The organism is Erwinia plantamica, assembly GCF_043420595.1.
GTDB classification, from domain to species: domain Bacteria; phylum Pseudomonadota; class Gammaproteobacteria; order Enterobacterales; family Enterobacteriaceae; genus Erwinia; species Erwinia aeris.
In genome coordinates, this window is sequence record NZ_JBGCUC010000022.1 from 15,964 (window position 1) to 42,283 (window position 26,320).

24 protein-coding genes are annotated in these 26,320 nt (G+C 58.6%); 18 read left to right on the forward strand and 6 right to left on the reverse strand.

The annotated features are described in order from the left end of the window. Positions 1-28: 28 nt before the first annotated feature. On the reverse strand, positions 29-2,167 hold the full coding sequence (locus AB3U87_RS19255; RefSeq protein ID WP_301251841.1) for an intracellular growth attenuator family protein: 2,139 nt from the start codon (positions 2,165-2,167) through the stop codon (positions 29-31). Positions 2,168-2,573: 406 nt separating this feature from the next. Between AB3U87_RS19255 and nudE the strand changes: the two genes are divergently transcribed. Beyond that, positions 2,574-3,140, forward strand: coding sequence for an ADP compounds hydrolase NudE (gene nudE / locus AB3U87_RS19260; RefSeq protein WP_253457626.1), 567 nt, complete (start codon positions 2,574-2,576; stop codon positions 3,138-3,140). Between the two features lie 82 nt (positions 3,141-3,222). Here nudE and mrcA read toward each other — a convergent pair whose 3' ends face one another. Then, positions 3,223-5,769, reverse strand: a complete 2,547-nt coding sequence (mrcA, locus tag AB3U87_RS19265; RefSeq protein WP_253457629.1) for a peptidoglycan glycosyltransferase/peptidoglycan DD-transpeptidase MrcA — start codon at positions 5,767-5,769, stop codon at positions 3,223-3,225. Positions 5,770-5,885: 116 nt separating this feature from the next. On the opposite strand from mrcA, the gene pilM reads away from it, so the two are divergent. The 12 genes from pilM to trpS all read left to right on the forward strand — a co-directional run bounded on the left by pilM (position 5,886) and on the right by trpS (position 15,812). Then, entirely contained in the window at positions 5,886-6,710 is an 825-nt protein-coding gene (gene pilM, locus AB3U87_RS19270) for a pilus assembly protein PilM (protein ID WP_394150145.1), read from the forward strand. Then, on the forward strand, positions 6,710-7,249 hold the full coding sequence (locus tag AB3U87_RS19275) for a PilN domain-containing protein (protein WP_253457637.1): 540 nt from the start codon (positions 6,710-6,712) through the stop codon (positions 7,247-7,249). Before pilM ends, AB3U87_RS19275 begins: the two co-directional genes overlap by 1 nt. Next, positions 7,242-7,739, forward strand: coding sequence for a HofO family protein (locus AB3U87_RS19280; protein ID WP_253457640.1), 498 nt, complete (start codon positions 7,242-7,244; stop codon positions 7,737-7,739). Before AB3U87_RS19275 ends, AB3U87_RS19280 begins: the two co-directional genes overlap by 8 nt. After that, positions 7,729-8,181, forward strand: coding sequence for a hypothetical protein (locus AB3U87_RS19285; RefSeq protein ID WP_394150147.1), 453 nt, complete (start codon positions 7,729-7,731; stop codon positions 8,179-8,181). Before AB3U87_RS19280 ends, AB3U87_RS19285 begins: the two co-directional genes overlap by 11 nt. Then, positions 8,081-9,343 carry a DNA uptake porin HofQ gene (gene hofQ / locus AB3U87_RS19290; protein WP_394150149.1) on the forward strand — a complete coding sequence of 421 codons (1,263 nt, stop codon included), beginning with the start codon at positions 8,081-8,083 and terminating at the stop codon, positions 9,341-9,343. The genes AB3U87_RS19285 and hofQ overlap by 101 nt, the downstream gene beginning before the upstream one ends. Positions 9,344-9,732: 389 nt before the next feature. Beyond that, a complete protein-coding gene (aroK, locus tag AB3U87_RS19295) occupies positions 9,733-10,254 on the forward strand; it encodes a shikimate kinase AroK (RefSeq protein WP_034934892.1) in 522 nt (173 codons plus the stop codon). A gap of 38 nt (positions 10,255-10,292) precedes the next feature. After that, complete coding sequence (gene aroB / locus AB3U87_RS19300) at positions 10,293-11,384, forward strand: 3-dehydroquinate synthase (RefSeq protein WP_394150151.1); 1,092 nt, start codon at positions 10,293-10,295, stop codon at positions 11,382-11,384. Between the two features lie 62 nt (positions 11,385-11,446). After that, entirely contained in the window at positions 11,447-12,454 is a 1,008-nt protein-coding gene (locus AB3U87_RS19305) for an SPOR domain-containing protein (RefSeq protein WP_301251834.1), read from the forward strand. Positions 12,455-12,573: 119 nt separating this feature from the next. Further along, positions 12,574-13,392 carry an adenine-specific DNA-methyltransferase gene (gene dam, locus AB3U87_RS19310; RefSeq protein WP_253457652.1) on the forward strand — a complete coding sequence of 273 codons (819 nt, stop codon included), beginning with the start codon at positions 12,574-12,576 and terminating at the stop codon, positions 13,390-13,392. A gap of 53 nt (positions 13,393-13,445) precedes the next feature. After that, positions 13,446-14,132, forward strand: a complete 687-nt coding sequence (gene rpe, locus AB3U87_RS19315) for a ribulose-phosphate 3-epimerase (protein ID WP_125289868.1) — start codon at positions 13,446-13,448, stop codon at positions 14,130-14,132. Next, positions 14,116-14,793, forward strand: a complete 678-nt coding sequence (locus tag AB3U87_RS19320; RefSeq protein ID WP_253457655.1) for a phosphoglycolate phosphatase — start codon at positions 14,116-14,118, stop codon at positions 14,791-14,793. The genes rpe and AB3U87_RS19320 overlap by 17 nt, the downstream gene beginning before the upstream one ends. Before the next feature lie 17 nt (positions 14,794-14,810). Beyond that, positions 14,811-15,812 (forward strand): tryptophan--tRNA ligase, encoded by a 1,002-nt coding sequence (gene trpS, locus AB3U87_RS19325; RefSeq protein ID WP_125289866.1) that lies wholly within the window; start codon positions 14,811-14,813, stop codon positions 15,810-15,812. 59 nt (positions 15,813-15,871) lie between these two features. Here the strand turns inward: trpS and cysG are convergent, their stop codons facing one another. The 3 genes from cysG to nirB are packed head-to-tail and all read right to left on the reverse strand — an operon-like array spanning position 15,872 to position 20,148. Further along, positions 15,872-17,236 carry a siroheme synthase CysG gene (cysG, locus tag AB3U87_RS19330; RefSeq protein WP_301251828.1) on the reverse strand — a complete coding sequence of 455 codons (1,365 nt, stop codon included), beginning with the start codon at positions 17,234-17,236 and terminating at the stop codon, positions 15,872-15,874. Between the two features lie 57 nt (positions 17,237-17,293). Next, positions 17,294-17,620 carry a nitrite reductase small subunit NirD gene (gene nirD / locus AB3U87_RS19335; RefSeq protein WP_394150155.1) on the reverse strand — a complete coding sequence of 109 codons (327 nt, stop codon included), beginning with the start codon at positions 17,618-17,620 and terminating at the stop codon, positions 17,294-17,296. Then, positions 17,617-20,148, reverse strand: a complete 2,532-nt coding sequence (gene nirB, locus AB3U87_RS19340) for a nitrite reductase large subunit NirB (protein WP_301251827.1) — start codon at positions 20,146-20,148, stop codon at positions 17,617-17,619. The genes nirD and nirB overlap by 4 nt, the downstream gene beginning before the upstream one ends. 219 nt (positions 20,149-20,367) lie before the next feature. On the opposite strand from nirB, the gene AB3U87_RS19345 reads away from it, so the two are divergent. Continuing rightward, on the forward strand, positions 20,368-21,648 hold the full coding sequence (locus AB3U87_RS19345; protein WP_394150157.1) for a cytosine deaminase: 1,281 nt from the start codon (positions 20,368-20,370) through the stop codon (positions 21,646-21,648). A gap of 30 nt (positions 21,649-21,678) precedes the next feature. Here AB3U87_RS19345 and tsgA read toward each other — a convergent pair whose 3' ends face one another. After that, positions 21,679-22,860: an MFS transporter TsgA gene (gene tsgA, locus AB3U87_RS19350; protein WP_253457673.1), complete on the reverse strand. Its 1,182-nt coding sequence runs from the start codon at positions 22,858-22,860 to the stop codon at positions 21,679-21,681. A 266-nt stretch (positions 22,861-23,126) separates the two neighbouring features. Here tsgA and ppiA point away from each other — a divergent pair, with 266 nt between their 5' ends. The 4 genes from ppiA to argD all read left to right on the forward strand — a co-directional run bounded on the left by ppiA (position 23,127) and on the right by argD (position 26,243). Continuing rightward, positions 23,127-23,699, forward strand: a complete 573-nt coding sequence (gene ppiA / locus AB3U87_RS19355; protein WP_253457676.1) for a peptidylprolyl isomerase A — start codon at positions 23,127-23,129, stop codon at positions 23,697-23,699. Positions 23,700-23,771: 72 nt separating this feature from the next. Next, positions 23,772-24,332, forward strand: coding sequence for a putative adenosine monophosphate-protein transferase Fic (locus AB3U87_RS19360; protein ID WP_301251824.1), 561 nt, complete (start codon positions 23,772-23,774; stop codon positions 24,330-24,332). Positions 24,333-24,364: 32 nt separating this feature from the next. Beyond that, positions 24,365-24,940, forward strand: a complete 576-nt coding sequence (locus AB3U87_RS19365) for an aminodeoxychorismate synthase component II (RefSeq protein WP_253457682.1) — start codon at positions 24,365-24,367, stop codon at positions 24,938-24,940. An 85-nt stretch (positions 24,941-25,025) separates the two neighbouring features. Then, entirely contained in the window at positions 25,026-26,243 is a 1,218-nt protein-coding gene (argD, locus tag AB3U87_RS19370) for a bifunctional acetylornithine/succinyldiaminopimelate transaminase (protein ID WP_394150159.1), read from the forward strand. Positions 26,244-26,320: the final 77 nt, after the last annotated feature.

The following is a 26,320-nucleotide window of genomic DNA, read 5'->3' on the forward strand; positions in this document are numbered from 1 at the left end:
CCTTAAAAATAGCATAAAACCGACGGGCTCAGAACAGCGGTCGGATAGTCTGCGGCGTGCTTAGCGCGGGGTTAAAACACTTATCGTAATAGTCCTGAATCGCCGTGGTGCGCACGCGATTGAGATGAATACGTCTGAGGGCCAGCAGACCGTTAAAGATAAAGCTTAAGGCAACGATCAGCAGCAGCAAGGTGGTGCCGAGATAGTGGCCCAGTCGGGTGGCGTCCGGCTCGCTGTGCAGCGCGATATGCCGCGTGCCGTTGGCGTCGGTGGTAATGCTGGTCACGATGCCGCTGGCGGAAAACGGCGTGTGCAGCAGCATTCCCGCCAGGCGCTGTAATTCCGGCCACTGGTCGGGCGCGTTGAAGTCGAACAGGGAGATGCCGGGCGCCTGCTGATTGACCAGCTGGCGGCCTTCATCGCTGAGGATCAGAAAACCGCCGGGCGGCGGGCTGTTAAGCGCTTCCGCCGCGCGTCTTGTTTCCCGATAGAAAAACGAAGAGGTGGCGGTGTTAACCAGGTTTTCCAGCGCTTCGGCGCTGACCGGTCGCAGCAGCACATTGGTGCCGGCCAGCGCGCCAGAGTCCGCCCGACGCACCAGCGTTTCCCAGTCTTTAGCGTTGCCAAGGTTGACCAGCGCGTTTTTCAGCCTGACGCAGTCCTGCTCCTGGCTGCACAGATCCTGCGTTTTCAGCACGATATCGGAAAAGTCATCCAGCAGGATCATGCCTGATTTTTGGATAGCCGTGGCGAGCTGCGGATTAAGCTTGGGATCGGTGCTGTTCTGTGGATGCAGCTGCAGGCTGGTGGTGTTCAGCAGGGCGGTAGCCTTATCGATAATATCCGACTGCGGCTGGGGCAGGGGAGCGGCGTTATTCCAGTAGACGGCCGAACAGTCGAAAGGCATAAACGCGTAGCTGCGGTTGCCCTGATAGGTCGCCGGGACTGAACACATGCCTTCACCGCTGACTTTAAGGGAGTCGCCGATGCGCAAGGCAACGTTTTCCAGATCGCCCACGCTGTGCACCTGGACGCTTTCTGTGCCTTTCAGCCAGGCGATGCTTAGCTTGAGCGGCATACTTAGCGGCACCAGAAAAACCAGCAGCACCAGCACCAGCAGCGAACCTGTAGCCAGCACCAGGTTTTTGCGCCAGCGATGAATAGGGAAATTGCGGACTTCATCCTGTAGCGACAGAAAGCGGCCCTGACGCACGACCTGACGGTTAAGATAGATATCCACTTCGGTAGGCTGGCCTAAATCGTGCGCCACGTAAGGCTGCCAGTGGGGAGGATAGATCAGATCGATAATGCCGAGTGAAATATTGCTGACCTGGCCTTGGTTGGATTCGCCGAACAGACCCCAGCGTTTGGGCGCGCCGCGCAGGCAGTGGATTTCCCGCAGGTCTTTCTCGCCTGGCCGCCGCCAGAGCGACCAGGCGCTGATAAGGATAATGACCAGCGCGGTGACCACCAGCCACGGCATCATTACCGCCGGGCTAATCAGGCTAAAAAAGAGCAGCAGCAGCCCCAGGCTGATAGCTACCGCCTCGCGCGTGCCGTCGGGACGGCTGAGCATATACTCTTCAGGCGTCTCTTTACGCACGCTAAGCAGCTCAATGTTTTCGCTTTCTTCTTTTCTGATCGAGGCGTTTTGCGCCGCAGGCCGCGTTACCGTCCCCAGCGCAGGCGGCTCGTAAACGTAGTTGACCAGCGAATGCCCGTTGAGCGAAACCACCAGCGGAATAGTTTGCGTTTTGATCAGCTCGACGTAATTTTCTTCGGCGATGTACTGTTCCCACAGCGGCGGCAGATGCACTTCAACCGCATCCAGATAGTAACGCCATTTGTGCGGATCGTCGGTGGAAAGGCCGTAGCGGGTAATAGAGCGGGTAACCGGATAGACGTTGCTGCTTTGCGAGGTTAGCGCCAGATTATCGTTTGCATGTGTATTGCCGCCGGGAAGCGGAATGCTGCGGTGCTTCGCTAAAGAGCCGATGTAGCGTTCAACGGCTTTACGCTCGTCGTCGCTCAGCTTGCGAAAAGGCGGACTAATGAATGGCAGCGGTTTCGCCAACGGCGGGCGATGCCGCATAGCGTACCAGAAAAAACAACCCGCTCCGAGTGAACAGGCCAGCATTACAGCCAATATAATGACTATTGTGCTCATGCTTTTCTCCCTGCCATCCTGCTCCTGCCATTGTGCTGGAAATTACCGGCCTGAATCATAGTTATATCGATATTGTGACGGCTTCAGGCAGCGCTGGCAATCCGCGAAGTTTAATAAAATAACGCGCAAAATCATAAAATTAGAATAATAGTAGATTAGCCCCGAGCGAGATGGTAACAAGCCATAGGCCGTAGCAATATCGGTATATTCTTATTTTGTAAAACACGCATTGACTTTTTTAAAACTTTTTAATTACTTACGGGTGGATTTGTTATAACGGTGTAAAATAATTCATGCGCTGATTGGCAACCTTCTTTCACTGCCGCACAATAGCGTAACTGTCGGTAAATTTACCGCGACTGGCGAGCTATTACGCTCATTTTTTTGGCTTTTCCCTGGGGCCACTATGACCGGACAACTGCAAAAACCTAAAATCCTGAATGTTGAAACCGTCGCGCGGTCGCGTCTGTTTACCGTGGAGGCCGTGGATTTAGTGTTCAGCAACGGTGCTGAGCGCGTTTATGAGCGAATGAAACCCACTGAACGTGAAGCCGTGATGATCGTCCCCATTGTGGACAACCATCTTATTCTTATCCGGGAATATGCCGTCGGACTGGAAAATTATGAGCTGGGGTTCCCTAAAGGCCTGATCGATCCGGGCGAAACGCCTGCGGAAGCCGCCAACCGCGAGCTGAAGGAAGAGGTAGGTTTTGGCGCGCGTCAGCAGGAATGGCTGGGCAAGCTCACCATGGCGCCGTCCTATTTTTCCAGCAAGATGAATATCATCGTGGCGGAAGATCTTTACGAAGAGCGGCTGGAAGGCGACGAGCCGGAACCGCTGCCGCAGGTTCGCTGGCCGTTGGATAACCTGATGGCGCTGCTGCAGGAGCCTGATTTTTGCGAGGCGCGCAACGTCAGCGCGCTGTTTATGGTGCGGGAGTGGTTGATTCGCCAGGGGCGGCTGAGCTACTAAAAACGCGACAGCATTCCAAAGAAAAGCCCGGTAAAAACCGGGCTTTTTTGTGGCCATCAGGCACGGGCGACAGGGCCCGGCATCAGAACAGCTCGTGGCTTTCGCCGTTGTCCATCAGCGTGGTGCCGACATCATGGACGGAATACTCGGTCGGCTGTGTGCCGTTGATAAAGTACTCCTGACGGGTATTACCGCCGCCGTTGGCCAGCTTGCCGGTACGGCGATCGATGGTGACGGTAACCACGCCTTCAGGCGGCGTCAGCGGCTGCACCGGTACGCCATCCAGCGCGACCTTCATGTAGTCGTCCCACGCTGGCTGAGCGCTCTTCGCGCCGCCTTCATAGCCTGAAATCTGATCTTTAATCGCGCCGGAAGCGGTCGTTCGGCCCAAATCGCGGCGGTGATCGTCAAAGCCGATCCACACAGAGGTCACCACGCCCGGACCATAGCCTGAGAACCAGGCGTCTTTCGAGCTGTTGGTGGTGCCCGTTTTACCGCCGATATCGTTGCGCTTCAGATCGCGTCCTGCGCGCCAGCCGGTGCCCATCCAGCCCGGTTCGCCAAAGATATTGGAGTTCATCGCGCTTTTGATCAGGAAAGAGAGCGGCGTGTTGATCACGTGCGGCGCGTACTGTTCATCCTGCTGTGGCGGCTGGGAAACCTGCTCCAGCTGCGGCTGCGGAACGACTGCGTTGCCGCCCTGCTGCGATACCGTCGGGTTTTCCACGCTGTCTTCATTCAGCGCTACCGCTTTCTGCGTCTCGCCGTAAATCACCGGCAGATTGCATTCCGGGCAGGCTACTTTCGGCCTGGCTTCAAACAGCGTATTGCCCTGTTCATCCTCGATCTTGCTGATAAAGAAAGGATCGACCAGGAAGCCGCCGTTGGCCATCACCGAATAGCCGCGCACCATCTGCAATGGCGTAAACGAAGCGGAGCCAAGCGCCAGCGATTCGGTGTGCACGATATTCTGCGCCGGGAAGCCAAAGCGTTGCAGATACTGCGCGGCGTAATCAACGCCCATCGCACGCATAGCGCGCACCATGACCACGTTCTTGGACTGACCCAGCCCCTGACGCAGGCGGATCGGGCCGTCGTAGGTCGCCGGTGAGTTTTTTGGCCGCCAGTCGGCGCCCGAGCCGGCATCCCAGCGGGAGATCGGCACGTCGTTCAGGATAGAGGCCAGCGTCAGCCCGCGATCCATCGCTGCGGTATACAGGAACGGCTTGATGTTCGAGCCTACCTGGCGCAGCGCCTGGGTCGCGCGGTTAAATTTGCTCAGGTTAAAGTCGAAACCGCCTACCAGTGCGCGAACGGCGCCGTTGTGCGGATCCAGCGAAACCAGCGACGAGTTAACGTCCGGCACCTGCGCCAGCCACCAGCCGGTATCCATCTGGCGTACCCAAATCTGCTGGCCCGGCTGCACCACTTCGGTCACGGAAGTCGGCGTGCGGCCCTGGACGGTATCGGATTTATAAGGCCGCGCCCAGCGTACGCCAGCCAGGTTCAGCGTCACGCTGCTGCCGTCGCGCATCAGTACCGTGGCTTCTTCGCGGTTGGCTTCGGTTACCACCGCCGGGAAGAGCGGGCCGTAAACCGGCAGCGCCTTCAGCGTTTTCAGGATCTCCGTACGGCCCCAGGCGGTCTGGCCGACTTTCCACAGCACGTTGGCCGGGCCGCGGTAGCCATGACGCATATCGTAATTCAGCACGTTGTCCTGCAACGCTTTCTGCGCGCCCAACTGTAATTTACGGGTAATGGTCGTGGTGACTTTAAAGCCGTCGTTATACGCGTTGTCGCCGTAGCGTTTCACCATCTCCTGACGCACCATCTCGGTCAGATAAGGGGCGGAGAAGGCGATTTCCGGCGCGTGATAGTGCGCTTCCAGCGGCGAAAGGCGCGCTTCGTCATACTGCGCCTGCGTAATGTAATTCTGATCCAGCATGCGGCTGAGCACGACGTTGCGACGAGACAGCGCGCGAGTAGGGGAATAGAGCGGGTTAAAGGTCGATGGCGCTTTAGGCAGACCGGCGATCATCGCCATCTCGCCCAGCGATAATTGATCGACATTTTTGCCGAAATAGACCTGTGCGGCAGCGCCCACGCCGTAGGCGCGGTAGCCCAGATAGATTTTGTTCAGGTAAAGCTCAAGGATTTCGTCTTTGCTCATCATTTGCTCAATGCGAATGGCGAGAAAAGCCTCCTTGATTTTACGCATCAGCGTACGCTCGGGGCTGAGGAAAAAGTTACGGGCCAGCTGCTGCGTGATGGTACTGGCGCCCTGGGAAGCGTGGCCGGAAACCAGCGCAATGCTTACCGCGCGGAAAATGCCGATAGGATCGATACCGTGATGCTCATAAAAGCGGCTGTCTTCGGTAGCGATAAAGGCCTTGACCATGACGGGCGGGATCTGCCCAAGCTTTAACGGGATGCGGCGCTTTTCGCCGTATTGAGCAATCAGCTCGTTATCCGCGCTGTAGACCTGCATGGGCGTTTGCAGCCGGACATCTTTCAGCGTGGCGACGTCGGGCAGCTGCGGCTGTATGTACTGATACAGACCATAAATCGAGCCGGCTCCCAACAAAATGCAACACACTGCAAGGATCAAAAAATACTTTACGAACTTCACCTGATATTTTCCATCTTAAGTCGCCTGGACAGTTTATAAACAATCGCGCGGTAGTATAAAGGCAAGCCAGAGGCCTGGATACATCATTTTTCTACTGAGCAGGGAGACCGCGCGAAATGGCATTTCAGACATGGCAAGTCGGCCTGGATATTCAGAACGGACAGCTTTGCGCCCTGGGTATTCAATACCGTCGTAACGGCTGGCAACTGCGCCACTGGTGGCAACATGCGCTGCCGCACGATACGTTAACCAACGGGCTGGTGCAACGGCCCGACCCGCTTATTCCCCTGCTGCGACAGTGGCGAAAACGGCTGCCGCGGCAGATCTCGCTGCGCGTCGGCTTTCCCGCCCGGCTGGCGTTGCAGCACGCGCTGGCGCTGCCGCAAACCTCACTGCGTGAACCAGAGCGTAGCAGCTATATCGCGGCCGCGGCGAAGCGATTTTTTCCGATAGAGCCTGAAAAACTTGCGCTTGACTACCGCCAGGCAGCTGCCGACAGCGGGCAGCTGTGGCTGACCGCCGCCCGCCGGGACGCGGTTCATGACTGGCTATCGATGCTGAAGACGGCGGGACTCAACCCTCGGGTGCTGGAGCTGGCCCCGGCCGCGCTGTTTGCGCTGGCGCAAAGCCTGCGGCTCAGCCCGGATGCCGTGCTGGTGCACCGTTTACCCGACCACTGGCTCTGGTTTGGCGCGCGGCTACAGCCGCCATGGGGGTGGTGTCCCGCTGATGAAGCGGCCAACCTGGCGGCGCTGCGCGAAAAATACCTCGCCGATGCGGCCACGCTTTACTATAGCTCGGCCTTGCCGGAAGCGCTGCCTGCCAATGCGCTGTGGCTGGAGCCGCTGGCGGCTTTCGCTTTTAAGTCGCTGCCGTTGCCCGCGTACAGCGGCGCTTTTGCGCTGGCCGCCGGGCTGGCGCTGCGGCCGGAGGACGCCTGATGGTCTGGGTAAATTTTCTTCCCTGGCGTCGGCAGCGGCAGCGCCAACAGCTGCGCCGCGACGGCCTGTTGCTTATGGCGCTACTGGTTCTGTTGCTCGCGCTGACGATGCCCTTACTGGAGCAGCAGACGCTCGGCAAGCGGCAGCAGACCGGCTTGCGCTGGCTGAAAGAAACCAACGACCAGCTCGACAGGCTCAGCGCTCGCCTGGCTCGTCTGGAAGCCCGGCGCGATACGCTTCGACGCGCGCTGGCCATCAGTGAAGGCAGGCAGGCGCGCCTGCGCGAGTGGCAGGCATTTACGCGTGACCTGGCCGCAACCCTGCCAGCGGCGCTCTGGCTGAGCGAAATCAGCAAAACCGCGCAGAGTCTGACCGTCACCGGATTTTGCCTGCGGCTGGCTGAAGTTGAGGCGTTTCGTCAGCAGTTAGAGCGGTTTCACCTGTTTCAACAGGTCAACACCGGCAGGCTCAGCCGCGACGGAAAGGGCATTATCCGCTTCAGCCTGGAGGCCACGCTGCCGGAACAGGAACATGAGTAGCGTTCTGCTGCATCGCTGGCTCGCTTTGCCGTTCTGGCTAAGGCTGCTGTTGCTGGTGCTCTGCTTTATCACGGGCGCGCTGATGGTACGCCAGGTCTGGCTGCGGCCTCTTCAGCAGCAGGCTTTACAGGTGGCGCAGCAGCGGCAACAGGAGCACAAGCGCTATCGGCTGCTGCTGCACAATTTGCAACAGCGAAGCTCGCTGCACGAAGCCGAAGCGGATATCGCTGGCCTGCAACTGGCGTTACGGCCTGGGGCGGCGCGGCCTTTCTCGTGGCTACAGCTGAGCGAGGCGGCGGGCAACCGTTTACAGGGCTGGCAGCCAACGCCTCAGGGCGGCGAATTAACCCTGCTGCTTAGCTGGCCGCAGCTGCAGTCCGCGTTTCGCTATCTGAGCGAGCGGCAACCCGCCGTCAGGCTGGCGCAGTTCAGCCTGAAGCGGGTGGATGAACAGCTGCGGTTAAATCTGGTGGTGCAATATGAACGCTAGTGCCTTTTTAAAAGATTGGCTAAAACGCCCGGTAATACTGGTGGCTGCGCTGCTGCTGGGGTGTAGCGCGCTGGCGGCCCGCGATCCCTTTTCGCCGCCGGAAAACATGTTTTGTGACCCCCTGTTACCCATGCCGCCGCCGCAGCTGCGCGGCATCATCGGTCGGCCAGCGAACTACCGCGCCTGGCTGGTGACCCGTAGCGGCAGCGGTAAATTATGGGCTGCGCAGAGCTGGCCGGACGCTTACTGGCAGCTGCGGGACGTCACCGCGCTGGGCATTACGCTGGCGGCCGCCACGCCGTGCAGCGCGCCTTTAAGGATTAACTTGCAAGGAAGCCTTTATGAAACACATTCGCCTGTGGAAAGTTCTTCTCCTGCTGCCGCTATGGCTGGCAACGCCATTGCGGGGCAGCCCGGCGCCGCTTTCCCTGGCATTCGATGACGCGCCTGTCGGGCAAATTCTTCAGGCGCTGGCGGACTATCAGCAGCTGAATTTGCTGGTTGCGCCCGGCGTCGAGGGACGGCTTTCCGTCCGTTTAAAAGAGGTCAGCTGGCAGCAGGCGCTGACGCTGGTTTCCCGCCTGGCGAAGCTGAAGGTGAATAAAGAAGGCAACGTGCTGCTGGTTTTCCCGCAGGGCTGGCAGGAAGAGCAGCAGCGACGGCAAACGCTTGAGCGGGAGGAGGCGGAAAAGGCGCTGCCGCTTGATACGCTGGCGTTGCCGCTGCGCTATGCAGAGGCGGAAAAAGTCTACGGCAGCCTGCAGAGCGCGCAGGCGAAGCTGCTGAGTTCGCGCGGCAGCGTGACGGTAGATAAACGCACCAACAGCCTGATCCTGCGCGACACCCGAGCCGCGCTGAACGAGATCCAGCGCTGGGTCACGGCATTGGATACGCCGCTGGAGCAGGTCGAACTCGCCGCGCATATCGTTACCCTCAGCGAAGAGAGCCTGCGCGAGCTGGGCGTGCGCTGGGGCCTGGGCGGCGAAGAGCAGATCGCCCGCGCGCTGCGGGTCAGCCAGCTGCGCGTTGATCTGCCGGTGGCTAATCCCGCACTGGCCTTAGGCTTTACCCTGGCGCGCCTGAACGGCAGGATGCTGGATCTGGAGCTGAACGCGCTGGAGCAGGAAAACAAACTGGAGATTATCGCCAGTCCCCGACTGTTCACCTCGCATCAGCAGCCCGCCAGTATTAAACAGGGCACCGAAATCCCCTATGAGGTCTCCAGCGGTAGCAACGGTAAAACCAGCGTGGAGTTCAGGGAGGCGGTCTTAGGCATGGACGTAACGCCTTACGTGCAGCCGAACGGCCGCATCATGCTAAAGCTGCATATCAGCCAGAACCTGCCCGGCAGTACGGTACGCAGCGGCGAGGGCGAATATATCGCCATCGATAAACAGGAGATCCAGACCCAGGTCACGCTGAAAGATGGTGAAACGCTGGCGCTGGGCGGCATCTTCCAGCAGCAGCGCGCAAAAGGGCAGAGCCAGGTGCCGTTTCTTGGCTCTGTACCGCTGTTGGGCGCGCTTTTTCGCCATGCGACTACCGGCCAAAAAAAACGTGAGCTGGTGATCTTCATAACCCCAAGACTGATTCGTGACGAGTAAAGCTTTTTTGTAACAAACTGAGCGAGCGAGTGCTTTTTTAGCGGATTGCAGCCATATGCGTTTGACGCAAGGGCGGAATTAGCTTACAAGGTTTAGCGATTTTTGAATTACAGGCCTCGGTTTGGCTTTAAGAAAAAGCATTTACCCGTTTTTTATCGTGCGCAACCGGCGTAACCGATGCTGTGACATCGGCGTGATAAATGAAGCGGACTGAACGCGCCAGCTGTGGGCGCAATGGGCAAGGTCAATTTAATCGGTTGCCAAAACACCTTCAGTGTTGAGATAATTTTCCTCTGACTCTCGCACTATCGCTCATGAGGTTTCAGTTCATGTCCTGTCCGCTGTAGGACGGGGTATCATTAACGAATTGTCTTAGTAATACCGAAAAAATGGCAGAGAAACGCAATATCTTTCTGGTTGGGCCTATGGGTGCCGGCAAAAGCACTATTGGGCGTCAGTTAGCTCAGCAACTCAATATGGAATTTTTCGATTCCGATCAAGAAATTGAGCGACGTACCGGAGCGGATGTGGGCTGGGTGTTCGACGTCGAAGGCGAAGAAGGCTTCCGCGATCGCGAAGAAAAGATCATTAACGAACTCACCGAGAAGCAGGGCATTGTCCTGGCGACCGGCGGCGGTTCCGTTAAGTCTCGCGAAACACGCAACCGTCTTTCCGCTCGCGGCGTGGTGGTCTATCTGGAGACCACGATCGAAAAACAGCTGGCTCGTACGCAGCGCGATAAAAAGCGTCCTTTGCTGCAGGTGGATTCTCCACCGCGCGAAGTGCTGGAAGCGTTGGCGGACGAACGTAATCCGCTGTATGAAGAGATTGCTGACGTCACCATTCGTACCGATGACCAAAGTGCTAAAGTCGTCGCAAATCAAATCATTAACATGCTGGAAAAGAGCTAGCGGCTCTGCTCCGCCTGCGGGCCGAAAAGGAGTGCTTCATGGAGAAGATTACCGTCACTCTGGGGGAACGCAGTTACCCCATTACCATCGCTGCCGGACTGTTTAACGATCCGGCTTCTTTTTGGCCGCTTAAGGCGGGCGAGCGGGCAATGCTGGTCACTAACGACACGCTGGCACCGCTCTATCTTCAACCTGTTCGTCAGCAGCTGGAAAGCACTGGTATAGAAGTGGACCAGGTGATCCTGCCCGATGGCGAGCAGCACAAAACGCTGGCGGTGATGGATCGGGTCTTTACCGCGCTGCTGGAAAAACCGCACGGTCGCGATACCACGCTGATTGCCCTGGGCGGCGGCGTGATTGGCGATCTGACCGGTTTCGCGGCGGCCAGCTACCAGCGCGGCGTGCGATTTATTCAGGTTCCTACCACGCTGCTGTCGCAGGTGGACTCCTCCGTTGGCGGCAAAACGGCCGTTAATCATCCCCTTGGCAAGAACATGATCGGCGCGTTCTATCAGCCGGCTTCGGTAGTGATCGATATCAACTGCCTGAGCAGCCTGCCCGCTCGCGAGCTGGCGTCAGGTCTTGCGGAAGTGATCAAATACGGCATCATCCTCGACGGTGAGTTCTTCTGCTGGCTGGAAGCTAACCTGGATGCGCTGCTGGCGCTGGACGGCAAGGCGATGGCCTACTGTATTCGCCGCTGCTGCGAGCTGAAAGCCGAGGTCGTCGCCGCCGACGAGCGCGAAATGGGGCAGCGCGCGTTGCTGAATTTGGGCCACACTTACGGACACGCCATCGAAGCGCATATGGGCTACGGTAACTGGCTGCATGGCGAGGCCGTGGCGGCTGGCATGGTGATGGCCGCGCGTACCGCAGAGCGGCTGGGCGAGTTTTCCGCTGGCGATACCGACAGGATCATCAGCCTGCTGCAGCGTGCCGGACTGCCGGTGCACGGCCCGGAGAGCATGGCGGCGACGGATTATCTGCCGCATATGCTGCGTGATAAAAAAGTGCTGGCGGGCGAGCTGCGTCTGGTGCTGCCGCTGGCTTTAGGACAGGCCTGCGTGCGCGGCGGCGTTGCGCATGATACGGTGCTGGCAGCGATTAACGACTGTCAGAAACCGGCCTGAGCCGTTAGTTAACTACTGGCGTACACGTAAAGCGGCGCGGCTGCTTTACCGGAGGAGGTGAAATGGACGATTTTAAACCGGAAGATGAGTTAAAGCCTGATACCAGCGATCGCCGTCCACAGCGAGCGCGAAAAACGTCCTCTGCCCCTAAGGTGCCGGTATCACGCCAGCATCTGATGATGGGGGTAGGCGTGCTGGTGCTGCTGCTGATCGTGCTTGGCATCGGTTCAACGCTGAACTCGTCGGACAGCGGCGATAAAAAAGCCGCCCAGACGCCGGCCACCTCCGGCGGCAGCGATAAAAATATCGATCTGACCGGCTCTTCTTCCATGAGCGGACAGAGCGGCGCGCAGCAGCCTGGCGCTGATGCAAGCGCCTCTGGCGCGGGCGGGCAGCCTGCCGAGGGCTCAGCCGCATCCGGTAATGCACCTCAGGAACTGAGTGCCCCGCCGGTCGCCTCCACGCCGACCGAAGCGCAGCCCGTGCAGACCCCGGCGGGCCAACAGCGCGTCGAGCTGCCGGGCGATCTCAATAGCGCGCTCTCTAACCAGCAGAATCAGGTGGATGCGGCCAGCACGGATATGCAGGGCAGCTCGCTGCCGCTGGCACCGGCGACCGTTGCGGGCGGCGGCACGGCTGGCAAACCGGTCACCGCGCCGCAGACGTCTCAGCCTGCGCCTGCACGTTCGGCTACGCGTCAGCCTGCCGCGCCTCAGCAGCACACCAGACCCGCCACGCACAAACCTGCGGCGGCGAAACCGGTCGCGAAAGAGAGCCACAGCGCGCCGGTAGCCGCGCCTGCTGCGGTAACCGGCGGCAACTATACGTTGCAGCTGAGCAGCGCTTCGCGTCCCGATACGCTTAACGCCTGGGCGAAAAAGCAGAACCTGAGCGGCTATCACGTGTATAAAACCACGCGCAACGGCCAGCCCTGGTACGTACTGGTAAGCGGCGCTTACGCCACGCCGGCAGATGCAAAACGCGCGGTAGCTTCGCTGCCGTCAGAGGTGCAGGCGAAAAACCCCTGGGTGAAACCTGTCAGCCAGGTGAAAAAAGAGTCAGCAAATTAACGGCTATTGAGCCTGACGATGTTCTCTGCCAGCCCGCGTTATGCGGGCTGGTAATTTAAAGCGCAGATATGCTGTCGGTGTAACCGCAGCCAGAAGAGTAAGTGTAATAAAACGACGGCATGAAAAAAAATCGCGCTTTTTTAAAATGGGCGGGCGGCAAGTTCCCGCTGCTTAACGATATCCAGCGTCACCTGCCGGAAGGGGATTGCCTGATTGAACCCTTCGTTGGCGCAGGGTCCGTATTCCTCAATACGCATTTCTCGCGCTACGTGCTGGCGGATATCAACAAAGATTTGATCAACCTGTACAACGTGGTAAGAGATCGCGCGGACGAGTTTGTGGCGGATGCCAGCCAGCTGTTCACGACCGAAAGCAACGACGCTGAGTTCTACTACGCTCGCCGGCTGGAGTTTAATCGATCTACTGATGCCTGGCGCCGCAGCGTGCTGTTTTTGTACCTTAACCGCCACTGCTACAATGGACTGTGCCGCTACAATTTAAGCGGCGAGTTTAACGTACCTTTTGGCCGCTACCGCAAACCCTATTTTCCTCAGGATGAGCTGTACTGGTTCTCCGAGCGGTCGCAAAACGCCACCTTTATCTGCGAATCATACGCTGATACGCTGGGTCGGGCGGAGCCGGGATCGGTGGTCTACTGCGATCCGCCCTATGCGCCGCTGTCGGCCACGGCAAATTTCACCGCTTACCACACCAACAGCTTTAGCCTGGCGCAGCAGCAGCACCTGGCGGAGCTGGCGGAGAAGCTGGCGCGTGAAAGCCGTATTCCGGTACTGATCTCCAATCACGATACGCCGCTGACCCGCGAGTGGTATCAGGCCGCTCAGCTGCATCAGATTAAAGCTCGTCGCTCGATCAGCCGCAGCGGCAGCGGGCGTTTGCAGGTCAACGAGCTGCTGGCGCTGTTTAGCAGCGACTGATCCTCAACAGCACTACGTGCCTGTCGCCAGGCGCGCTAAATTGGGAGAAATGGATGAAAAAGTTTTTGCTCGCTCCGTCAATTCTGTCTGCAGACTTTGCTCGCCTGGGCGAAGACACGGCCAAAGCGCTGGCTGCCGGTGGCGATGTCGTGCATTTCGACGTCATGGATAATCACTACGTGCCCAATCTGACTATGGGGCCGATGGTGCTGAAAGCGCTGCGTGATTACGGCATTACCGCCCCGATCGATGTGCACCTGATGGTGAAACCGGTCGATCGCCTGATCCCCGATTTTGCCAAGGCTGGCGCCAGCTATATCACCTTCCACCCGGAAGCGTCCGAGCATGTTGACCGCACGCTACAGCTGATCAGAGAGCATGGCTGTAAAGCAGGGCTGGTGTTTAACCCGGCCACGTCGCTCAGCTATCTGGACTACGTTATGGACAAAATCGACGTGGTGCTGATCATGTCCGTTAACCCGGGCTTCGGCGGTCAGTCGTTTATTCCCGGCACGCTGGACAAGCTGCGCCAGGCCCGTAAGCTAATCGACCAAAGCGGCTACGATATTCGCCTGGAAGTGGACGGCGGCGTGAAGACAGAAAACATCGGCGAAATCGCCGCGGCCGGCGCCGATATGTTCGTGGCCGGATCCGCTATTTTCAATCAGCCTGACTATAAAAAAGTCATTGATGATATGCGCACGGAACTGGAGAAATCTCGTCATGGCTCATTTCACTGATATTCGCGCGCTGGCGTTCGATCTTGACGGCACGCTGACCGACAGCGCGCCGGGCCTGACCAGCGCGGTAGACGCCGCTTTGCAGTCGCTCAACCTTCCGGCGGCGGGTCTGGCGCGCGTCTCCACCTGGATTGGCAACGGCGCGGACGTGCTGATTGAACGCGCGCTGACCTGGGCGCTGGGACACGCGCCGGAAAGCGATCTGCTGCGCGACGCGCGGGTGCTGCTTGATAAGCATTATGCTGTCGTTGTCGAAAGCGGCAGTAAACTCTTCCCCGGCGTGAAAGAAGGCCTGCAAAAACTGGCGGCCACCGGGATGCCGATGGCTATCGTGACCAACAAGCCGACGCCGTTTGTCGCGCCTTTGCTGGCCTCGCTCGGCATTGACGACTGCTTTTCGCTGATTATCGGCGGCGACGACGTGACGGCGAAAAAACCGCATCCGGCCCCGCTGTTTCTGGTGCTGGGCAAGTTTGGCCTGCTGCCCGGCGAACTGCTGTTCGTGGGCGATTCCCGCAACGATATTCAGGCGGCGAAAGCGGCGGGCACACCCTGCGTAGGGCTGACCTACGGCTATAACTACGGCGAGCCGATTGCGAGCAGCCAGCCGACGCTGGTGCTTGACCATTTTAACGATTTGTTGCCCGCATTAGGGCTGTAACGACCAGGACGAAAAAGATGAAACCCATCGTATTTAGCGGCGCGCAGCCTTCCGGCGAACTGACCATCGGTAACTATATGGGAGCGTTGCGTCAGTGGGTCAGCATGCAGGACGACTACAACTGCATTTACTGCATTGTCGATCTTCATGCCATTACGGTACGTCAGGATCCGGCTGCGCTGCGTAAAGCGACCCTGGATACGCTGGCGCTCTATCTGGCCTGCGGCATCGATCCCCAGAAAAGCACTATCTTCGTGCAGTCGCACGTGCCGGAGCACACGCAGCTGAGCTGGATCCTGAACTGCTATACCTATTTCGGCGAGCTGAGCCGCATGACGCAGTTCAAGGACAAATCCGCACGCTATGAAGAGAATATCAACGCGGGCCTGTTCGATTATCCGGTGCTGATGGCGGCGGATATCCTGCTTTACCAGACCACGCAGGTGCCGGTTGGCGAAGATCAGAAGCAGCATCTGGAGCTGAGCCGCGACGTGGCCGCGCGTTTCAATGCGCTCTATGGCGATGTGTTTAAGGTGCCGGAGCCGTTTATTCCGAAATCCGGCGCGCGCGTCATGTCGCTGCTGGAGCCGACCAAAAAGATGTCCAAGTCGGACGATAACCGCAACAACGTGATCGGCCTGCTGGAAGATCCGAAGTCGGTGGTCAAGAAGATCAAGCGCGCCATGACCGATGGCGACGAGCCGCCGGTCGTGCGCTATGACGTAAAAAACAAAGCGGGCGTTTCTAACCTGTTGGATATCCTGTCCGGCGTGACCGGCACCAGCATTCCCGATCTGGAAAAGCAGTTTGAAGGCCAGATGTACGGGCACCTGAAAGGCGCGGTAGCCGATGCGGTTTCCGGGATGCTGAGCGAGCTGCAGGAGCGCTATCATCGTTATCGCAATGATGAGGCTTTCCTGGAGCAGGTTATGCGTGACGGCGCGGTGAAAGCTCGCGCTCAGGCGCAGGAAACGCTGAAAAAAGTCTACGAAGCCGTAGGCTTTGTCGCCCAGCCGTAACGGCTAACCTGAACGGCGCCCTTGAAAGTCAGTCCGGGGCGCCGTTTTTTATGGGCTGGCTAAAACCAGCGCAGCGGCTCGCGTAAGGCCACCACCCGACCGATGATAATCAACGACGGGCTTTGCGCCTGCGTGGCCAGCTCGGCCAGCTCGCTCAGCTGCCCTGCCACAACGCGTTGTCGGGTCGAGGTGCCGTTTTCCACCAGCGCCACCGGCATCCCGCCGCTCATACCGTGCGCCAGCAGCTGCCGCTGGATCTCCGCCGCCTGCGTCAGACCCATATAGAACACCAGCGTCTGCCGCTCCGCCGCCAGGTTTTGCCAGTCCAGCTCACCGTTTTTCTGCACGTGGCCGGTCACCAGCCGCACGCTCTGCGCATAATCGCGATGGGTAAGCGGGATGCCGCTGTAGGCCGAGCAGCCCGACGCGGCGGTAATGCCCGGCACCACGGAAAAAGGAATGCCCGATCCGGACAGCGCCTCCAGCTCCTCCGCGCCGCGCCCAAAAATAAAGGGATCGCCGCCTTTCAGCCGCACCACGCGTTTTCCCTGGCCCGCCTGCTCCAGCAGGATTTGATTGATCTCCTCCTGGGGTACGCAGTGATAGCCCGCGCGTTTACCGACGAAGATCCTTTCCGCATCGCGCCTGACCAGCTCCAGCACCTCTTCAGATACCAGCCTGTCGTAAACCACCACGTCCGCCTGCTGGATCTGCTGTAGCCCTTTCAGCGTCAGCAGGCCCGCGTCGCCTGGCCCGGCGCCGACCAGCACCACTTCGCCCTGTTGCGCCAGCGGCTCGTTAAACAGCGCTTCCGTCAGCTTTTCCGCCTGCTTATCGTCCCCGTTGGCGAGCGTTTGCGCCAGCCGGTCGTGGTGGAACAGTTTTTCCCAGAAGCGCCTGCGCTGCCCGGCTTCGTTAAAGGTTGATTTTACCCGTGGTCGTAACGCGCCCGCCCACGCGGCAACTTTGCCCAAATGCTGCGGCAACAGCGCTTCGATTTTTTCCCGCAGCAGGCGAGCCATCACCGGCGCGTCGCCAGCGCTGGAAATGGCAATCATCAGCGGCGAACGATCGACCACGGAAGGCATGATGGCGCTGGCCTGGGCAGGCGCGTCCACCACGTTGCAGAACATCTGCCGGGCGCTGGCGTAGTCGCTGACCTGCTGATTGACCTCATGACTGTCCGTCGCCGCTATTGCCAGCCAGCAGCCGTCAAGGTGTTCAGGGCTGAAGCGCGCTTCCCGCAGCGTCAGCTTCCCGGCCTGCTGCCATTCGTAAAAGGGGGAGGAAAAATGCGTGGCGCAGACGCGGACATCCGCCCCAGCCTTCAGCAGCAGCCGCGCTTTGCGCTCGGCCACGGCGCCGCCGCCGACCAGCAGGACGGTCTTATGGCGCAGGTCGCAAAAAAGAGGAAACCAGTTCACAGGAGGCTCGCAATAAAAAAGGGCCGCAATGCGCGGCCGTGAAAAAGAGAGAAGGGCTTATATCGCCACTTCCACCAGGCCGTCGCGGACTCTGGCGGGCCAGGCGGGGATCGAGCGGCTCTCATCCTCCATACAGAGGCCGTCGCTCAGGCGAAAACGCTGCTTCTTCAGCGGGCTGGCAACCCACAGGCTTTGCTGGTGCTCGGCAATCAGGCCACGTGAGAGCACGCTGGCCTGGGCAAAGGGATCGATATTGCTCAGGGCGAACACCGCTTCATCGGCGCGAGGGCGAAACAGGGCAACCTGTTCTCCCGCCACCAGCGCACAAACGCCGGTGGCGGGCTGAATACTTTCTAAAGGGCAAACGCTATGCCACTGGCTCATGGCTGTTCCTCCATAACAACGGGAATACGCTCTTCGGGCCGCGCGGGCCGGTGCTGCTGACGCTCCGGCACGCTCTGCACCAGCGGGTCGCGGCTGTCGCTGTTGATAAAGTGGCGGAAGCGGGCAAGCCGCTCCGGTTGCGCAAGGGTTGCCTGCCACTCACAGACGAAGCGCTCGCGCAGGCGGGCCAGGTCGGCCTCCAGCTGCGCGTTGAGGCCCAGCTTGTCGTGGATAATGACCTGGCGCAGATAGTCGATGCCGCCGTCCAGGCTCTCCAGCCACAGCGAGGTGCGCTGCAATTTATCGGCGGTGCGGATATAAAACAGCATAAAGCGATCCAGATAGCGGATAAGCGTGTCCCGATCCAGATCCGCCGCCAGCAGATCGCCGTGGCGCGGCTTCATACCGCCGTTGCCGCAGACGTAAAGGTTCCAGCCTTTTTCCGTAGCGATGATGCCGACATCTTTGCTTTGCGCTTCCGAGCATTCACGGGTGCAGCCCGACACGCCAAATTTCATCTTGTGCGGCGTGCGGATGCCCTTGTAGCGGTTTTCCAGCTCCACGCCCAGCCCCACAGAGTCGCCGACGCCGAAGCGGCACCAGCTGCTGCCCACGCAGGTTTTCGCCATGCGCAGCGCTTTGGCGTAGGCGTGGCCGGTTTCAAAACCGGCTTCGATCAGCGTCTGCCAGATGGCGGGCAGATCGTCTTTCTGCGCGCCGAACAGACCGATGCGCTGCGAGCCGGTGATCTTGGTGTAAAGGCCGTAGCGGCTGGCAACCTCGCCAATGGCTATCAGCCCGGCTGGGGTGATCTCGCCGCCCGCAGAGCGCGGAATCACGGAGTAGGTGCCGTCTTTCTGAATATTGCCAAGAAAGCTGTCGTTGCTGTCCTGCAAAGGCACCAGCGAAGGCTGGAGGGCATAATCGTTCCAGCACGAGGCAAGTAATGACGCTACCGTGGGTTTACAGACCTCGCAGCCGTAGCCCTGGCCATATTTGCTAAGCAGCTGCTCAAAGGTTTGGATCTCTTCCACGCGGATCAGGTGATACAGCTCCTGGCGGGAATAGTGAAAATGTTCGCAAAGGTGGCTGTTAACTTCAATGCCCTGGCGGCTCAGCTCGGCGTTCAGCACCTGGGTCATCAGCGGCACGCAGCCGCCGCAGCCGGTGCCGGCTTTGGTTTCCGCCTTCAGCGCCGCCACGGTATGGCAGCCGTTGTGGATCGCCAGCACCAGGTCGCCTTTGGTGACGTCAAAGCAGGAACAGATTTGCGCCGTTTCCGGCAGCGAATCCACGCCCAGCGCCGGTTTGCTTCCCGCATGGGCGGGCAGGATCAGCGTGTCGGGGTTGTCCGGCAGTTCGATGCCGTTAAGCATCAGCTGCAGCAGATTGCCGTAGTCGCTGGTATCGCCCACCAGCACCGCGCCCAGCAGCTTTTTATTGTCCGCGCTGACCACCAGACGCTTATAGACCTCTTTGTTTTCATCCAGGTAGAGATAGCTGCGCGCGCCTTCCGTCCGGCCGTGCGCATCGCCGATACCGCCGACGTCCACGCCCAGCAGCTTGAGCTTCGCGCTCATATCCGCGCCGGTAAAGGCGTTCTCCCGACCCAGCAGGCTGTCTGCCGTAACCTGCGCCATTTTGTAGCCCGGCGCCACCAGGCCATACACGCGTTCCTGCCAGGCGGCGCATTCGCCAATGGCGTAAATATCTGCATCCGTAGTGCGGCAGCTGTCGTCAATCACTACGCCGCCGCGCGGGCCAATGGCAAGGCCGGCTTCTCTGGCGAGACGATCCTGCGGGCGAATGCCGGTGGAAAACACGATAAAATCGACCGCCAGCTGGCTTTCATCCGCAAACTGCAGGATTTTTCCGCCTGACGGGCCGTCAATAATCTGTCGGGTATTTTTGCTGGTATGAACGGCAACGCCCATTCCTTCGATTTTTTTCCGCAGCAGCTTTCCGCCCAGCGGATCGAGCTGTTCCGCCATCAGCACGGGCGCGAACTCCACCACGTGCGTTTCCATGCCCAGATTTTTCAGCGCGCCGGCGGCCTCCAGCCCCAGCAGACCGCCGCCGATCACCGCGCCGCTACGGCTGTTACGGGCGCAGGCTTCGATTGCGTCCAGATCGTCCAGCGTACGATAAACAAAGCAGCTGTTCCCGTCGGCGCCTGCAATTGGCGGCACCCAGGGATAAGAGCCGGTCGCCAGCACCAGCTTATCGTAACTCACCGCGCGGCCCTGGTCGGAATACACCACCTTTTCCTGGCGGTCGATTGTTAAGGCCTTTTCACCAGTTAGCACGCTTATTTTATGCTTTTCGCAGAAGCCTTCCGCCACCAGCGAAAGGGCCTCGGCGCTGTGATGGGTGAAATAAGCGGAGAGATGCACGCGATCGTAAGCCACGCGAGGCTCTTCGCAAAAAACCGTGATGTCGAACTGCTCCGGCGCGGCCTTTTCGGCCAGCTCTTCCAGCAGGCGATGCCCTACCATGCCGTTGCCAATAATAACGAGTCGGGTGCGCATTTGTGCCTCACATTACAAAATAATGCCGCTACAATAGCGCGCAAAACTCCAGGGTTATTGATGTATATCAAGCCAGTTTTTAAATACCCCTTTATGGGTAGAGTGATGATTTTTAAGCTTTTTTAAGTAAGTTATGGATTTTACTGGTATTGCTCCCGTCTCGCTCCGCCACAAAGGATGGTATGGTTAAAAAAACCACCGACGTTCAGGAGCGTGTTTATGCAGGCTATTCCATTAAAAAGCATTCACCATGTGCGATTGCCGTGGCGTGAGGGACTCTGGCAGATTGCTATCCGCGACGGCAAAATCGCCACGATCTCGCCCCAGTCGCACGGCGCCGCGCCGGAAGGATCGCTGGATGCGGAGGGCGGGCTGGCTTTTCCGCCTTTTATTGAGCCGCATATCCATCTTGATACCACCCAGACCGCAGGCGAACCGGCCTGGAATGAATCCGGTACGCTGTTTGAAGGCATTGAGCGCTGGGCAGAGCGCAAAGCGATGTTGGATCATGAAGATGTCAAAACCCGCGCGCGGCAGACGCTGAAATGGCAGATCGCCAACGGTATCCAGCATGTGCGCACGCACGTAGACGTGTCCGATCCCTCGCTTACCGCGCTGCGGGCCATGCTGGAAGTGAAAAGCGAGATGGCACCCTGGGTCGATATCCAGATCGTCGCGTTTCCGCAGGAGGGCATTCTCTCGTACCCCGATGGCGAAGCCCTGCTGGAAGAGGCGCTGCGGCTGGGCGCGGACGTGGTTGGCGCTATCCCGCATTTTGAATTTACGCGCGAGTATGGCGTGGAGTCGCTGCATAAAACTTTCGCGCTGGCGCAGAAGTATCAGCGCATGATTGACGTGCACTGCGACGAAATCGACGACGAACAGTCGCGCTTTGTGGAAACCGTCGCCGCGCTGGCGCTGCGCGAGAAAATGGGCGCCCGCGTCACCGCCAGCCATACCACGGCGATGCACTCTTATAACGGCGCTTATACCTCGCGTCTGTTTCGGCTGCTGAAGCTTTCCGGCATTAATTTTGTCGCCAATCCGCTGGTGAATATCCATCTTCAGGGACGCTTCGACAGCTATCCCAAACGGCGCGGCGTAACGCGGGTAAAAGAGATGCTGGAGGCGGAGATCAACGTCTGCTTTGGCCACGATGACGTTTTCGATCCCTGGTATCCGCTCGGCACCGCCAATATGCTTCAGGTGCTGCATATGGGGATGCATGTTTGTCAGCTGATGGGGTACGGCCAGCTGGATGAAAGCATTAAGCTGATTACGCATAACAGCGCCCGGACGCTACAGCTGCAGGATTACGGCATTCAGAGCGGCAACAGCGCCAACCTGATTATCCTGCCTGCGGAGAACGGTTTTGATGCGCTGCGGCGTCAGGTGCCGACGCGTTATTCGATTCGTCAGGGAAGGGTGATTGCACAAACGCAGCCTGCGGCGAGCACAATTTATTTAGCGGAGAGCGAAAAAGTGGATTTTCGGCGCTGATAAAAAAGGCCGGTTTCCCGGCCTTTCCCGTTAGTGCGAGGACATATGCCCGTGCAGCTTGTGTTTGCTGACGAAGCCCAGCAGCAGGCACATCACGAACACCACCGCGTACAGCATGTTGGCGGTAGAGAGCGCCGCGTGAGCGCCGTGCTTATCCACAATCGGGCCGGTGACCACGAAAGTCAGCATGGTGCCAACGGTGCCGCAGGTCAGAATAAAGTTCACCAGCTTTGGCGAAGAGACTTTAGTCTGGAGCGATCCCAGCGTAATGATGGTGGTGTAGATGGCGCTGGAGAAGAAGCCCAGGCTCATCATGATCCACTTCAGCATGCTGGCGTCGCTGCTGCTGATAAACCAGTACATCAGCGCCGTCGCCAGCAGCGCCAGTACGGTGACGATGCGCTGCGGATCGAAGAAGCGCAGAATGGCGCTGAACGCCCACATGCCGATCATATAGGCGGTCCAGAAGTTGCCGACCAGCGCGCCAGCCTGGGTCAGATCCATGCCCATGGTTTTTGTGGCGTACAGCGGCACCCAGCCGATAAAGCCAAGCTGGCCGAGGATGTAGCAGAGCGCGGCGACAGACAGGAACAGCACGCCGATGCCCCATTTCTCTTTTTCCACGTTCTGAACGGCGGCTTTTTTGCCCAACACGGGAAACTCAAAGCAGAGCGCCAGCACAAAAATAGCCAGGTAGATCACGCCGATACAGACATAAACCCAGTACCACGGCAGCGAACGCGCCAGCAGCGCGGCGGCGATAATGGGAAAAATAGTGCCCGCCATGCTGAAGAAGGAGTCGGTAAACAGCAGGCGCGAACCGCGCTGACGGCCTTCGTACAGATGGGTGATGAGGAAAGTACCAATCGACATGGTGATGCCGCTGACCACGCCCAACACGAACATACAGAGCGAGAAGACGCTCAGCGAGTGGCTGGTCATTAGCCCCAGTATGGCGAGCACCATCAGCACGAAGCCGAAAATCAGCTGTCGGCGCAGAGGAATGATTTCCATCAGCCAGGCGTTAAGAAACACGGCGACTAAAATGCCGGCGTTCAGGAAGGTGAAGGTGTTGCTCATCTGCGCAACTGGCAGATGAAAATAGTCAGCAATATTCTCCAATACCATACCGGTGACGATTACTACCGCGCCGGTTAGCGCATAGGAGAAAAAGCTGATCCAGGTAAGCCCGATTCGATCGCGATTAGTCATAGTTGTGGCCCGTGGAGTCAAGAGTTGTGAGGCTGGACGCTCACGCTAAGCGCGGGCAGTTTAGCTGGATTCGTGATCTGCTTAAATAAATAATGCAAGTTTCCCCAGCGATTTCAGGATATTCGTGATGAATATCACCGTTTTTTGCCTGGCGAAAGCGTTTGCGTCGGCCCGGCACGCGTAAAAATAGGTAAAACGCTGGCGCAGGGATAAGCGCCTCTTTACAATCAGCTTTCGGCCTGTAGCCCTTAAGTAAGGAATCTTTTATGTTAAAACGTACTTTGACAGCGGTCGCCACCGTGTTTGCGTTATCTACGCTCTCTGCTTCTGCCCTGGCGGCAAAAGGAGATACGCACGTGCTGCTGACCACCTCTGCTGGCAATATTGAGCTGGAACTCAATAATCAAAAGGCCCCAATTTCCACGAAGAACTTTGTTGATTACGTCAACAATGGCTTCTACAACAACACCGTTTTCCATCGCGTGATCCCGGGCTTTATGGTGCAGGGCGGCGGCTTTACCGCCGATATGCAGCAGAAACCTGGCGCCGCGCCGATTAAAAACGAAGCGGATAACGGCCTGCTGAACAAGCGCGGCACCATCTCCATGGCCCGCACCGCCGATAAAGACAGCGCTACCAGCCAGTTCTTTCTCAATGTAGCGGACAACGCTTTCCTGGATCACGGCCAGCGTGACTTTGGCTATGCCGTCTTTGGCAAAGTGGTGAAAGGCCAGGAAGTGGTGGATAAAATCGCTCAGGTGCCGACCCAGAATATGGGGCCATACCAGAACGTGCCGGTTAAACCTGTCGTGATCCTTTCCGCAAAAATCCTGCCTTAACGCTCCGGTCGGGGGATTGCTGCTGATAATCAGCTAAGCTTTTAGCAGCAATTACCCCTTCAAGGAGAACTCATGTCCAGAAAGCTCACCGACAAGCAAAAAAATACGCTCTGGCAGCAGCGTCTGCCGACCAACTTCCTGGCGAGCTTTTTATTAACGGGTTCCCTGCCCGAACTGGGCACGCGCAATCCGGGTCTGCCTCATCTGCGCGCCATGCACCGCGCGCTTTTTCAGGATGTGCTGGAGGAGGCGGGCGAGCTGCGCGAAGTCGATATCGCCATCGGCGACACGCCCTGCTGCCACTTTGAATACATCGAGAAAGAAGGCAACGCGCTGATGCAGGCGCTGGAAGAAGAGAACGGTCTGGCCGATCTGCCGCTGGATCGCATGGCGGAAAGGCTCGCCTGGTACTACTGCGAGCTGACCGTGCTGCATCCTTTTCTGCGCGGCAACGGACGCGCCCAGCGGCTTTTTTTCGAACAGCTGATTATCCATGCCGGTTGCGACATTCAATGGAGCCTGATCGACAGCGAAAGCTGGCAGGCGGCCGTTAAGGCAAGCCTGGCGGGGGACTTATCGCTGCTGGAAGCCGCTTTCGGCAAAGTCATCAGCGAGCGGGACGAAAACGCGTAGAATAGCGGCGTTTCTTTTTTCCCGGAGCTTGTATGCTGCTGCTGATCGATAACTATGACTCTTTTACCTGGAACCTTTATCAATATTTTTGTGAAGCAGGCGCAGATGTTCACGTCAGACGTAACGACGAGCTGACGCTGGCGCAAATAAGCGAGCTAAAGCCTGAACATCTGGTGATTTCGCCGGGGCCGTGCACGCCCAACGAGGCGGGCATCTCGCTGGAGGCTATCCGGGCCTTCGCCGGAAAAATCCCGGTGCTTGGCGTTTGTCTGGGGCATCAGGCGATAGCGCAGGCTTTTGGCGCGCGTATTGTGCGGGCGCGTGAGGTAATGCACGGTAAAACCTCGCTGATTGAGCATAATAACAGCGGCGTTTTTAACGGCCTGAATCATCCGCTACGGGTAACGCGCTATCATTCGCTAATCGTCGAGGCTGCCTCGCTCCCCGCCGATTTTGAGGTGACGGCCTGGTCGCTGCGCGACGGCGAGAAGGACGAGATCATGGGCGTGCGGCATCGTGATTTGCCGCTGGAAGGCGTGCAGTTTCATCCGGAAAGTATCCTCAGCGAGCAGGGGCATCAGCTGCTGAAGAATTTCCTCAGGCAATAAATTTGGTTGCCTTAAAGTGATTTTTTATGCATATTTTGTGATTATAATTTCAGTGGCTCTGTAACGTAAAAAAATGAGGTTGGCAATGGCAGCGGATAAATTAGCGGTAACGCGTTCGACGTTTGATGAAGTGATTTTGCCTGTTTATGCACCAGCGCAGTTTGTGCCGGTTAAGGGAAAAGGCAGCCGCGTCTGGGATCAGCAGGGTAAAGAGTACGTCGACTTTTCCGGCGGTATCGCCGTTACCGCGCTGGGCCACTGTCATCCGGCGCTGGTGGAAGCGCTGAAAACGCAGGGTGAAACCCTGTGGCACACCAGCAACGTCTTCACCAACGAACCCGCGCTGCGCCTGGCCAGCAAGCTGATTGCCGCCACCTTCGCCGAACGCGTGTTCTTCGCTAACTCCGGCGCGGAAGCCAACGAGGCGGCCTTTAAGCTGGCTCGTTATTACGCGACTAAACGCCATTCGCCTTTTAAAAGCAAAATTATCGCGTTTCATAACGCCTTCCACGGCCGCACGCTGTTTACCGTTTCCGTCGGCGGCCAGCCGAAATATTCCGACGGTTTTGGCCCTAAACCGGCGGACATCGTCCACGTGCCGTTTAACGATCTTAACGCGGTAAAAGCGGTTATCGACGACCATACCTGCGCCATCGTGGTGGAACCTATCCAGGGCGAAGGCGGCGTGATGCCGGCTACTCAGGCGTTTATGCAGGGGCTGCGCGAGCTGTGCGACCAGCATCAGGCGCTGCTGGTGCTGGATGAGGTACAGAGCGGCATGGGCCGCAGCGGCAAGCTGTTTGCGTATGAACACTACGGCGTCCAGCCCGATATTCTGACCACCGCCAAAGCGCTGGGCGGCGGCTTTCCGGTCAGCGCCATGCTGACCACCAACGAGATCGCCTCGGTGATGGCGCCCGGCGTGCACGGCACCACCTATGGCGGCAACCCGCTGGCCTGCGCGGTAGCGGAAGCGGCGCTGGATATCATCAATACGCAAGAAGTGCTGAACGGTGTAGAGGCGCGCCGCGAACAGTTTGTCGCCGCGCTGAAAGCGCTGGACGCGCAGCTGGATCTGTTCAGCGACATTCGCGGCAAAGGCCTGCTGATTGGCGCGGCGCTGAAGCCGCAGCATGCCGGTAAAGCGCGCGATATTCTGAACGCCGCCGCCGCCGAAGGCGTAATGATCCTCAATGCCGGGACGGACGTGATCCGTTTTGCGCCGTCGCTGGTCATTGAACCGACCGATATCGAAGAGGGCATGAACCGCTTCGCCACCGCCGTGAAAAAACTGCTGGCTTAACCCGTCAGGCCGGAAGCCTCGCGCTTCCGGCTAAACAGGCGCATCGTCTGCACCAGGCCGCTTACACGCGCCGAAAA